The sequence below is a fragment of the Huintestinicola sp. genome, from assembly GCF_050874005.1.
Classification (GTDB): Bacteria; Bacillota; Clostridia; order Oscillospirales; family Ruminococcaceae; genus Huintestinicola.
In genome coordinates this window covers 75583-88231 of record NZ_JBNMJV010000008.1, presented here as the reverse complement: position 1 = coordinate 88231, position 12649 = coordinate 75583, and the positions used below count along the sequence as shown (strand labels likewise).

The window sequence follows — 12649 nt, the reverse complement described above, 5'->3', positions numbered from 1 at the left end:
TGTTGCCGACGGTATTTTTGAAATCTTAAAAACGGTTAAATCGGGTATTGGCACATTCTTTTCTTTGCCCGATTGTAGCACTCAATTGTCTCTGTTTTCTGATTCGGATGCGTCAAGGCTGAATTTTGGGGAAACTTAAACTGCAAAAATATTGACATAAAGGGAAAAGTCTGCTATAATGTTACTGTAATGCGGCTTATTGCCGAGGTGAATAAATTTTTGATCTTGAAATGAGGAATTTAAATGTCTGCAAATATCGTTATCGGCACCCAGTGGGGCGATGAGGGCAAGGGCAAGGTAATAGATATCCTTGCTTCCCGTGCTGATGTTGTTGTCCGTGCTCAGGGCGGAAACAACGCAGGTCATACCGTTGCCAGCGGCGGCGAGACCTACAAGCTCCATCTTATCCCCTCGGGTATTCTCTATAAAGACACCCTCTGCCTTATCGGCGCAGGCGTGGTTCTCGACCCTAAGGACCTGCTTGGCGAGATAGACTCCCTTTCCGCAAGAGGAATTACCTTTGACAATCTGAAGATCGACCCCAGAGCACATATCATTATGCCCTGGCATATCGCTCTTGACGGTCTTTCCGAGCAGTTCAGAGGCAATAAGGACATTGGTACAACTCACAGAGGTATCGGTCCTACCTATATGGACAAGTACGAGAGAAGCGGTCTGCGCTTCTATGACCTAGTTCACCCCGACATTTTCAGAGAAAAGGCAAAGAGCGTTGGCGAGCTGAAAAATGCCATTATCACAAAGGTATACGGCGGCGAAGCTATTGACCTTGACAAGGTGATCGAGGAATACATCGGCTACGGACAGCGCCTTGCAAAGTTTATGGACGACGTTTCCGTTCTCACCTATGAGGCTAAGAAGGCAGGCAAGACAATTCTCTTTGAGGGCGCACAGGCAACTCTCCTTGACATCGACTTCGGAACATACCCTTATGTTACCTCCTCCCACCCCCTGTCCGCAGGCGTGTGCACAGGTACGGGCGTAGGTCCTATGGTGATCGACGGCATTTACGGCGTTGCCAAGGCTTATACCACAAGAGTGGGCAAGGGTCCCTTCCCCACCGAGCTTAACGATGAGACAGGCGATTATATCCGCAACAAGGGCGGAGAGTTCGGCACAATTACGGGCAGACCCAGAAGAACAGGCTGGTTCGACTCGGTTATCGTCCGTCACGCTGTAAGAGTAAACGGCCTTTCCTCCCTCGTTATCAACAAGCTTGACACCCTTGCAGGTCTTGATACTCTGAAGATCTGTGTTGCATACAAGAAGCCCGACGGCTCTGTTATCAGGGATTTCCCTCCCACACTTGAGGGCCTTGAGGGCTGCGAGCCTGTTTACGAGGAATTCCCCGGCTTTAACGAGGATATTTCCGGCTGCAGAAAGTTCGAGGAGCTTCCCGAGATATGCCGCAAGTATATCGCACGCCTTGAGGAGCTTTGCGAGTGTCCTATCAGTATGGTAGGCGTTGGCCCCGACAGAGAGCAGGTAATTGAGAGATAACACAGCTCTCCGACTTTATTCTTTATAATTTATTCGTTATTCATTATTCTTTCTATGACGGATAATGACTGTTCGGCAGATTTGCATTTATCGGGGCGGAAGTGTATTTTTCGCCCCGATTTTTGCGCTTAACGACCTGCGGCGAGACGTTCTGAAATTTTTTCGGGCAGCAGACAGGCGGCTCGGCAATGCTTGTTTCAATGAATTACAAACCGGAAATTCGCAGAATTAAATTCCTCTGCCGTGGCGCAGCCCGGAGTAAAACCGAAAAAATTTTTAACCTTATTCCACAGAATGGACAGATCGAATTTTATAACGGACCATTATTTAAGGATATTCTGCCGGGTCATATCTGTAAAAAATGCAAAACAATGACACTTGATCACAGCGAATATGTCGATGAATAGTGGTAATAGACAGCATTGCAATTGACATTCTCCACAATATGTGATATAATAGTAACATAATTTCAAGCCCCGAAAGGATGTTATAAACAATGAAGGATACAAGCACCTACGAATCACCCTTCTGCACAAGATACGCAAGCAAGGAAATGCAGTATATTTTCTCCGCCGACAAGAAATTCACCACCTGGCGCCGTCTCTGGGTGGCACTTGCAAGAGCGGAAATGAAGCTTGGTCTCCCCGTAACACAGGAGCAGGTAGACGAGCTTGAGGCAAATATCGACAATATCGACTACGAGTGCGCCGCCGAGCGTGAGAAGCTTGTGCGCCACGACGTAATGGCTCACGTCTACACCTACGGACAGGTCTGCCCCAAAGCCGCAGGAATAATCCACCTGGGCGCAACCTCCTGCTACGTTGGCGACAATACCGACATCATCGTTATGAGAGACGCAATGCATGTAATACTCAAGAAGCTTGTCACCGTTATCGCACAGCTTTCCGACTTTGCAGAAAAGTATAAGGATATGCCTGCCCTTGCATATACCCACCTCCAGCCCGCCCAGCTCACTACCGTGGGCAAGAGAGCCACACTCTGGATAAACGAGCTGCTTATGGACCTTGATGAACTTGAGTACAGAATAAAGAACCTGAAGCTTTTAGGCTCCAAGGGCACCACAGGCACCCAGGCTTCCTTCAAGGAGCTTTTCGAGGGCGACTCTGCCAAGGTCAAGGAGCTTGAGAGAATGATCGCCGAGGAAATGGGCTTTGACGCCGTTGTACCCGTTTCCGGTCAGACCTATTCCAGAAAGATAGATTCACAGATAGTAAACACTCTCGGAAATATCGCCCAGTCCGCAATGAAATTTGCCAACGATATGAGAATACTCCAGAACTTCAAGGAAATGGAAGAACCCTTCGAGAAAAATCAGATAGGCTCCTCCGCAATGCCCTACAAGAGAAATCCTATGCGCTGCGAGAGAATAACCGCTCTTGCACGATACCTTATCATCGACACCCTGAACCCCGCCTTCACCTCGGGCACACAATGGTTCGAGAGAACTCTCGATGACTCCGCAAACAAGAGAATATCCGTAGCCGAGGGCTTCCTTGCCTGCGACGCTATCCTTAACATTATGATAAACGTCACCGCAAATCCTGTAGTATACCCCAAGGTAATACGCCAGAGAATAATGAGAGAGCTTCCCTTTATGGCTTCCGAGAACATTATGATGGACGCAGTAAAGAAAGGCGGCAACCGTCAGGAACTTCACGAGAAGATACGCACCTACGCAATGGAAGCAGGAAAGAAGGTCAAGGAAGAGGGCCTCGAAAACGACCTTATCGAGCGTATCCTTGCAGACCCCTCCTTTGGTCTCAAGCGTGAGGATATCGAAGCAGTCCTTGTCCCCGAGAACTATACAGGCAGAAGCTCCGAGCAGGTCACAGAGTTCCTTGAGGAGTGCGTAAAGCCCGTGCTTGAAAAGTATAAGGACCTTACTCACGAGTCCGCCGAGATAAACGTATAATAAAATCCATTTTTCCGTCCTGTCATACGGCAGGGCGGATTTTTTTCCGCCGACAATGTTATTATAGCACATTTGTTTTGAAATGTCAAGTGATTTTAAAACAAAAGTTCTTGCTCAAATAAATTTCGTATATCTGCACAAAAAATCCCCTAATAATTTTCGGAATGAAACTCTGCGCACCGCCCATACCGCCTCAAATTGGGACTTTACAAAACCCGAAAAATGTTATATAATAAAAGTAATATTGTTATATTGTTTTACCGATATCAAAAAGGAAAGGGTTATGCAAATGTTCAGCGATGTAGATAAAAAATACGCCTACACAGGGGACGATCTGGGGGCAAATTACTCAAAGGACAAAACCGTGTTCAAGGTCTGGTCACCCCTTGCCAATGACGCAGCGGTACTTCTGTACAGGACCTGCACTGATGAAAAGCCCTACCGCCGTATGCCAATGGAAAAGAGCAAAAATGGCGTATGGGAAAAGGTCGCTCACGGCGACCTCAACGGGGTATATTACACCTATGAGATACGCCACGACGACATCGTTGAGGAAACGATCGACATCTACGCCCGAAGCGCAGGGGTAAACGGCGCAATGGGAATGGTCATAGATTTAGAGGAAACCAATCCCGCAGGCTGGCATAACTATCACCCGGAGCCAATGGAGTCCTACGCAGACGCAGTAATATACGAAATGCACGTCCGTGATTTTTCCATTGACAAAAGCGGCAACTTCTGCTATAAGGGAAGATTTCTCGCCTTTGTGGAAAAAGGTCTTATCAACAACGCTGGAGACAGCATCGGCATCGACCATTTAAAGGAGCTGGGCATCACCCACGTCCACCTTATGCCCTGCTTTGACTATCAGACCGTAGACGAGTCCGAGCTTCACAAACCTCAGTTCAACTGGGGCTATGACCCTCTTAACTTCAACCTTCCCGAAGGCTCCTACTCCACCAACCCCTATGACGGACGTGCAAGAGTGGCAGAGTTCAAAAGGCTTGTCCACGCCCTCCATTGTCAGGGCATAAAGGTGATAATGGACGTTGTGTATAATCACACCTACGCCACCGCCGACTCGCCATTCAACAAGACCTTCCCAAAGTATTTCTATCGTCTCTGGGGCGCAAACGGGGAATATTTCTCCAACGGCTCAGGCTGCGGCAACGAGGTAGCCACCGAGCGCTTTATGGTGAGAAAATTCATCATAGACAGCCTTGTCTACTGGGCAACGGAATATAAAATAGACGGCTTCCGCTTTGACCTTATGGGACTGTATGACATCGACACCATAAACGAAGCATACGAACGGCTCCACGCCATAAATCCCGATATAATTATGTACGGCGAGGGCTGGACAGGGGGCGACTCACCCCTCTCCGACGCAAAGAGATGTATGAAGCTGAACGCCCGCCACACCCCCAATGTAGCCTATTTCAGCGACGATTTCAGAGACACCGTCAAGGGCAACAACTTTGAGAACCGCAGCAAGGGCTATGTAAACGGCGCACAGGGCGTAGAGGATTACGTGAAGGAAATAATGTGCGGACGTATCCCCCACCCCCAGATACCAAATCTTGACAAATACTCCTGGGCAACATCCCCCTGCCAGACCGTAAATTACGTTGAAGCCCACGACAACCTGACCCTCTGGGACAAGCTTGCCTACACAAATCCCACCGACTCTATCGAAGTAAGAAAGCAAATGGATAAAATGGCAGCGGCAATGGTACTTTTGTCTCAGGGCATACCCTTCATACAGGCAGGACAGGAATTCTTACGTTCAAAGCCCCTCCCCGGCGGCGCATACGACCACAACAGCTACCACTCCCCCGATATCGTCAACAGCCTCAAGTGGGACAGAAAAACAGAGTTCAAGGACGTTTTCGAGTATTACAAGGGGCTTATCGAGTTCAGAAAAGCCCACACCGCCCTGAGAATGTCCACGGTGGAGGATATCGGTAACAATATGAAATTTTTCGACCGCCTCCCCAAAAGAGTGGTGGGCTTCGGACTTTACGGCGACTGCAGTCTCGAAGAGATCGTGGTGTTCCTTAATCCCTCACCCGACACTATCACCCTTCACGCATTCGGGGAGCTGAATGTGTACATTGACGGCGCAAGAGCAGGCAATACTCCGCTCTATACCGTAAACGGCGATTATAATATAGAACCCTATTCCGTAATGGTGCTTGGAAAGCACTACAGCGAACAGGAATAATAAAAGAAAGGACGTAACCAAAATGAAAAGAATACTTGTCTGCGAGGACGAGGACGTTATCAGAGACTTTGTGGTCATAAATCTTAAAAGAGCAGGCTATGACGTGGTTGACGTAAACTGCGGCGAAAAGGCTCTCGAGGTATTTAACGAGGAAAACGGCAATTTCGATATTGCCCTGCTTGACATTATGATGCCGGGCATTGACGGCTTCCAGGTCTGCAAGGAGCTTAGAAAGAAGAGCAGCACCATAGGCATAATAATGCTCTCCGCCAAGACCCAGGAAATGGATAAGGTCAGCGGACTTATGCTTGGCGCCGACGATTACATAACCAAGCCCTTCTCCCCCTCTGAGCTTACGGCACGTATCGACGCCGTTTACCGCAGGGTAAGTATGTCCTTTGTTAAGGAGGAAAAGTCCCCCATCATCACCTCGGGACCCTTCTCCCTGAACACAAAGAGCAGGACTGTGGCAAAGAACGGCGAAAACATCGAGCTTACACAGGTGGAGTATCAGATACTTGAATACTTTATGAACAATCAGAACACCGCCCTCGACCGCACCAGCATTTTAAATCACATCTGGGGCGACGGCTATTTCGGCGACGACAAGATAGTTGACGTTAACATCAGAAGGCTCAGAATGAAGCTGGAGGACGTTCCCTCCAATCCCAAATATATCGCCACCATATGGGGCTTCGGCTACAAGTGGTGCGGCGACGGAAAAGCTGACGAGAAGAAATAAGCAGGGGGGCGGCGGCAATAAAAAGGTCAAGAGCCACCATAACCCGAAGATGGCTTGTCAACAGCTTAGGTGCGATATTTCTTGTGCTTATGAGCGTGCTGCTGGCGTTTTCGGTATTCATAAATTTCTACTATTACAATTCGGCAAAGCAGTATATCAGCTCAAGGCTCAATATGATCTCGGGAATGTTATCCCAGTATTATACGGACAATCCCGCCAGCTTCACCTCCGAAGTGCGCTCCATCGTGGAAAACTGGTCGGAGAAGAATAAAATGGAGCTTATGACCGTAAGCGGCGGCGGACAGGTGTCAATGACCTCCTCGGGCTTTGCCCCCACCTTTGACGTGCTTACCCAGGATTATTACGACGCTCTGGAAAACGGCAGCTCGGGCACATTTACGGGCAGGCTGCCCTCGGGTGAAAAGGTCATAGCCATAAGCATAGTGACCCCCGATACCGCAGGAGAATTTAGTGTTATCCGCCTTGTAGCCTCCACCGAAAGAGTGGACAGGCACATTGCTGCGCTTATAATCATAGCCGCCGTAATATGCGGAGCCATACTTGCACTTATGATGTTCTCGGGAATGTATTTTGTTAAGTCCATCGTAATTCCCGTAAGACAGCTCGGCGCCACCGCAAGGCGATACGCAAGGGGCGATTTCTCGGTGAGAATACCCGTTTCGTCCGATGACGAGATAGGCGAGCTATGCGATATCGTCAACAAAATGGCAGATGAGCTTTCACAGTCGGAAGCAATGCGAAACGAGTTCATCTCGGGCGTTTCCCACGAGCTGAGAACACCCCTCACGGCCATAAAGGGCTGGGCGGAGACCATCGGCTCAATGCCCGACGACAGCGAAACTATCGTCAAGGGAATGAGGGTCATAACTTCGGAAACGGAGCGCCTTTCCCAGATGGTGGAGGAGCTTCTTGACTTTTCACGTATGCAAAACGGCAAATTCACCCTTAACAAGGGCAACGTGGATATCCTTGCGGAGCTTGGAGACGCTGTGCTTATCTATGCGGAGAAGGCGAAAAAAGAAGGCATCGAGCTTGTCTATGCCGAACCCGAAGATCTCCCTGCTGTCTACGGCGACAGAAACAGGCTGAGACAGGTTTTCATAAACGTGATAGACAACGCCATAAAATATTCGGAAAAGGGCGGCCTTGTAACGGTACAGGCTATCCTTGCGGACGAAAATAAGATCGAGATAGAGGTAAGCGACACAGGCTGCGGCATTTCTCCCGAGGACCTGCCAAAGATAAAGACAAAATTCTTCCGTGCAAACCACAACAAGCGAGGCTCGGGCATTGGTCTTGCGGTGGCTGACGAGATAATCACAATGCACAGCGGCACCCTTGAGGTATTCAGCGAACAGGGAATGGGCACCACGGTAGTAATTATGCTGCCCGTAAAGCAGGAGATGAAAAAGTAAATTTGAAATCATGTCTCAAATTCACCAAAAAATCGTTCTACATATTGTGCAAATGTCCAAACATCTGCACAATGTGTTGAAAAATTCTATTTGCAGGAGTATAATATATTTACAATCATCAGCTTTTAGCTGCAGATTGTAATAATTTTGATAGTATACTCTCAGCAGTAGTTGCCCCACCATAAGGGGTCTTACGAGACTGAGAGTATTTTATTTTTGGGAGGCAAAAAAGTGGAACATCAAAGAATTTATACCACTCAGAAACGGATAATGAATACCGCCATTCTTGTTGACGGAGCTTTTTACAGAAAACGTGCCAAACATTACATAGGAGAAGTGACACCAAAGGGACGTGCCGAAGAGCTTGCCGAATACTGCCACAGGCTTCTTAACTCCGACAATCACGAAACAAGAAATTTATATCGCATTTTTTATTACGACTGTCCGCCACTGGATAAGAACATATTTAATCCAATCACCAACAGATCTGTAAACCTTGGAAAAAGTGATGAATACAAATGGATGACAGATTTTCTTCAAGAACTGAAACATCAACGAAAATTCGCATTACGTCTTGGAAGATTAAGCGAAAATGCAATTGAATACAGTCTGAAATATGAATCTCTCAAAAAGCTATTAAACGGAACCATCAATGTTTCAGACATTACCGTTTCCGACTTGTCCTTGAACATTGAACAAAAGGGTGTTGATATGCGAATAGGAGTTGATATCACTTCACTTGCGTTTAAGAAACAGGTAAATCAAATAATTCTGATATCGGGCGACAGTGATTTTGTCCCAGCCGCAAAACAGGCTCGCAGAGAAGGCATAGACTTTCTCCTCAATCCTCTTGGCGCGCCTATCAAAAGCGATTTGTTTGAACATATAGACGGTCTGATAAGCTGGGTCCCCAAAAATTATAAAATAACCCAATCTTAATGATCATCGTCATTTGATCTCCCAAAGGAGGGAATATTCATTGCACAAAATGATACACAGCGACGGGAAGAAGCTATCCCGTGGCTTTGATAAGCTTATGCTTGCGGTGAATATTCCCTCACTTACGGCGGCGACGGCACTTTCCATAATATACCTGCTGATAATACGCCGCAGCGGCGTGCCCGATGATTTTTTCAAGCTGTACATCACCTGTTTTTTTATGACCTGTGCCTACAGCTTCACCGTATCGGTCATAGTTGCGGTTATAACAAATCTGAGGCTTTCGGGGCATAAGAAATACACCTATATCGAAATTCTGGGGGAGCAGATGGTCATATCCCGATACGTGCGAAGTAGTGCAGGAGAAAAGGGACTGACCGTTTACCGCAGGCTGTGGGTAATGGACCTCAGCGATGTGGAGCAGGTGACCTGCACAGGCCGACGGGTCATAATAAAGGGAAAGGCAAGATATTTTGAAGCCCCCGCAAACTGGCTCGACTACTCCTGCACCGAAAACGGACGGGCGGAATTTGACTATCACTGGTATGACGAATACGGCGGAGAAGAGGTCACCCAGGCGTCCTTTCCCGACAGCTTTTTCTATGCGGAAAGAGTGGCACAGCGCATAATTTTCTGCTCCGAAAAGCAGAAGCGAAGAGAAATAAGGCGCAAGGAATTCAGACAGCGAATGCTGGAGATAGCCGCCCGGCGCAGGGCAAGAAAAAAGCCCAAGGAAAGAGTTTTCCGTGGGTACGAGATAGAGCGAAAATTTTAGGCGTGGCGGGTGACGACCCGCAGCGACTGCGTTGGGATATTTTGAAGAACATCTCTTATTTGTGGCACGGTAACTTTCAAAAGCAAAAGTCCGCATTTTTGTTGGGTTTATTTCTTTCCCCTCCCCTTAGGTTGTCCCCTTGCATACTTGCTAACAAATTTAAGCTAAATAAAATAAATACACATACCGCCAAATTACGATTTGTAAGTGCTATTTCCAAAAAAATCTCTCAAAAAAGGAGCGCCTAAAAATGTTTGAAAATCTCAAATACATAAACACCCTTATGAATGAAGCCTTGGAAAAGGACAGCATTGCAGGCGGCAGCGTTGCCGTTATCCATAAGGGCGAAACGGTTTACCTTGAGCATTTCGGATATGCCGACAGGGCAAGCGGAAAGAAAATGAGCGGGGATAACCTTTTCCGCCTTTTTTCCCTTACAAAGCCCATAACCGCCGCAGCCGCAATGCTCCTGCTCGAAAGGGGCAAAATTGAGCTTCGCTATCCTCTGAAATGGTTTCTGCCCACATTTGATAATATGCAGGTGCTTGATGAAAACGGGCTTCGTCCTGCGGACAGGGACATCACTCTGGGCGACCTGCTCACAATGACCTCGGGCATATCCTACCCCGGCGGCACTCCCTCGGGAATGAAAATGGGAGAGGTGTGGGGCAGGCAGTCCGATGCATACGAAAAGGGCGGCAAACCCCTTTCCACACGTGATTTCGTACTTGAAATGGGAAATGTTCCCCTTGCGTTCACTCCCGGCGCTAAATGGGAATACGGCGCATCTGCAGATGTTATGGGAGCGGTCATTGAGACGGTGAGCGGAATGAAACTCAGCGAGTTTCTTAAAAAGGAAATTTTTGAGCCTCTGGGAATGAACGACACGGGCTTTTATATCCCCGAGGAAAAATACCACCGCCTTGCCACACCCTATGTTCAGACACCCGAAGGCAATGCAGTCTATACAAATCACGACCTGTGCATTACCGATTACAAGGCCCCTCCTGCCTTCGAGTCAGGCGGAGCAGGACTTGTTTCCACCATTGAGGATTACTCCAAATTTGTAAAAATGCTGCTGGGCAGAGGCTCGGCAAACGGCGTGAGAATACTTGGCAGAAAGACTGTTGAGCTTATGGCAAGCGACTGCCTGACCGATACTCAGAGAGCCTCCCTTGAGTGGGACAGTATGCTTGGACAGGGCTACGGCAATTTTATGCGTGTGCTTAAAAGTCCTGCCGCCGCAGGATTTAACGGCTCCGCAGGGGAATACGGCTGGGACGGTATGCTTGGCTGCTATTTCTGTATTGACCCCAAGGAGGAGCTTGCTTTTCTCTATTTCGTTCAGCAGGCGTACACAGGCTGCACCGATTTTACAAGGCGATTACAGAACGTTGTATGGGGCGCTCTGGAATAATTTTACATATTATGAAAGGACGGTCATTATTATGAGTAAAAGACTGACAGCGTATTTTTCCGCAACGGGAGTAACGGCGGATATCGCCAAAAAGGTGGCAAAGGCGGCAGGAGCTGATATTTACGAAATAAAGCCTGCTGTGCCTTACACAAAGGCTGACCTTGACTGGAAGGACAAGAATTCAAGAAGCTCCGTTGAAATGGCGGACAAGTCTTCACGTCCCGAAATTTCGGATAAAAACGCCAATGCTTCGGACTATGACGAGATATTCATCGGCTTTCCCATATGGTGGTACATCGCACCCACTATTATAAACACGTTCCTTGAAAGCTATGATCTCAGCGGAAAGAAAATAATCCTTTTTGCCACATCGGGCGGCAGCGGTTTCGGAGACACCGTAAAGTATCTTTCGGACAGCGCCAAGGGAGCTGTTATCAAAGAGGGAAAAGTGCTTAACGGCGCTTCCGAAAAGGATATTGCCGATTGGATAGCATCTTTGTGATAAATTTTCTGTGGGGCTGCGGGGCTTTTACTCCGCAGCCTTTTTATTTTTCGATAAAAACGGCTGTTCCCAAATTGTAACCGTATTGTTATTGATTTTTCCGATTTTTATGCTATAATATAATATGAAGCTGTATATCCTTTTCATCAAAAAAATGAATGGAGCAAAATCTATATGAGTAAATTTATGACGGTCGTTACCAACAAATGGTTCCGTATCGGAGTGAGCATACTTGGCGTGGCTTATTCCATTGTGCTGGCGTATTTCGATTACAACGTATTTTTCTACGATATCGAATACGTGAGCCGAAAGGAATTTGCTATAGTAGGCTCGATATTCTCGGCTCTGATGTGCCTGCTGTTTCTGTACACAAGGAAATCGCCTCTTACCTGCATTTACGGTATGGTGAATATGGTGCTGTTCTTCCCATTGCTGCTTTTAGACTGGGGAAACTGGCCGCTGCTTTTGCCTGCGGCGGTGGTTACGCTGTTCGGCTTCTTCTGCTGTCATATGAACGAAACGGCGAAAACCATTTTTGGAACCATATTTCTGCTGATGTACATACTGGGCGGAATTGCCTTTTTCCTTGTGATGAACGTGTTCAGAGTGACTACTACCGATACGCTTATCGAAAGGGGCGTTTCCCCCTCGGGTGCGTTCAGGTACTACGTTCTTGACGTTCAGAACAAGTCCACGGGAAAGCTCTGCGTATATGTCCAGCCCAACACTCTTGATGTGGACAAGGGCTTTATCAAGATGGACACCACCATTAAAAAGCTTGTAAAGCAGGCTCCCAAGCCTGTGGAGTTTGACTGCGAGTGGAGCGGCACCAAGATGATAATAAACGGCGAGGTCTACTTTGACGAAGCCAAAAATCTTGCCGAGGAGAATGGTCAGCTTGTGTACGATATAGCGGACGGAAGCTGGAGCTACACCTATTTCTCCATTGAATATCCCATCTTCAACACCATTGAGGACGTAAAGGGCAAGATCGACAAGCTTGCCGACAAGCTCGCCGAGGAAAATGAGACTGAAGGCTCGTCGGAGGAAAGCGGAAGTGAAAGCGAAGCTGATACAGAAGCCGAAGAAACCGAAGCTGATACAGAAGCAGAAACAGAGGATACTTCCGAAACAGATGAAGAAAGCGAATAACTCATAAACCA

Annotated in this window: 10 protein-coding genes; all 10 read left to right on the top strand. The window is 47.7% G+C overall.

Features of this window, described 5'->3' with window-relative positions; genetic code table 11:
- Nucleotides 1-243: 243 nt before the first annotated feature.
- The 10 genes from ACR0QN_RS04620 (at nucleotide 244) to ACR0QN_RS04575 (ending at nucleotide 12638) form a co-directional block, all read left to right on the top strand.
- A complete protein-coding gene (locus ACR0QN_RS04620; RefSeq protein ID WP_432650021.1) occupies nucleotides 244-1518 on the top strand; it encodes an adenylosuccinate synthase in 1275 nt (424 codons plus the stop codon).
- A gap of 496 nt (nucleotides 1519-2014) precedes the next feature.
- Nucleotides 2015-3451, top strand: coding sequence for an adenylosuccinate lyase (purB, locus tag ACR0QN_RS04615; protein WP_432650020.1), 1437 nt, complete (start codon nucleotides 2015-2017; stop codon nucleotides 3449-3451).
- A gap of 289 nt (nucleotides 3452-3740) precedes the next feature.
- Nucleotides 3741-5675 carry a type I pullulanase gene (gene pulA / locus ACR0QN_RS04610; RefSeq protein ID WP_432650019.1) on the top strand — a complete coding sequence of 645 codons (1935 nt, stop codon included), beginning with the start codon at nucleotides 3741-3743 and terminating at the stop codon, nucleotides 5673-5675.
- A gap of 22 nt (nucleotides 5676-5697) precedes the next feature.
- Entirely contained in the window at nucleotides 5698-6417 is a 720-nt protein-coding gene (locus tag ACR0QN_RS04605) for a response regulator (RefSeq protein ID WP_178726687.1), read from the top strand.
- An 89-nt stretch (nucleotides 6418-6506) separates the two neighbouring features.
- Nucleotides 6507-7853, top strand: a complete 1347-nt coding sequence (locus ACR0QN_RS04600; protein WP_432650024.1) for a sensor histidine kinase — start codon at nucleotides 6507-6509, stop codon at nucleotides 7851-7853.
- Nucleotides 7854-8084: 231 nt separating this feature from the next.
- The gene (locus tag ACR0QN_RS04595; RefSeq protein WP_432650018.1) at nucleotides 8085-8792 is read left to right on the top strand and encodes an NYN domain-containing protein; all 708 of its coding nucleotides are present in this window, start codon (nucleotides 8085-8087) and stop codon (nucleotides 8790-8792) included.
- A 40-nt stretch (nucleotides 8793-8832) separates the two neighbouring features.
- On the top strand, nucleotides 8833-9567 hold the full coding sequence (locus ACR0QN_RS04590; protein ID WP_432650017.1) for a hypothetical protein: 735 nt from the start codon (nucleotides 8833-8835) through the stop codon (nucleotides 9565-9567).
- 250 nt (nucleotides 9568-9817) lie between these two features.
- A complete protein-coding gene (locus tag ACR0QN_RS04585) occupies nucleotides 9818-10984 on the top strand; it encodes a serine hydrolase domain-containing protein (protein WP_432650016.1) in 1167 nt (388 codons plus the stop codon).
- 31 nt (nucleotides 10985-11015) lie between these two features.
- Nucleotides 11016-11486: a flavodoxin gene (locus ACR0QN_RS04580; protein WP_432650015.1), complete on the top strand. Its 471-nt coding sequence runs from the start codon at nucleotides 11016-11018 to the stop codon at nucleotides 11484-11486.
- 174 nt (nucleotides 11487-11660) lie between these two features.
- Entirely contained in the window at nucleotides 11661-12638 is a 978-nt protein-coding gene (locus ACR0QN_RS04575) for a hypothetical protein (RefSeq protein ID WP_432650014.1), read from the top strand.
- Nucleotides 12639-12649: the final 11 nt, after the last annotated feature.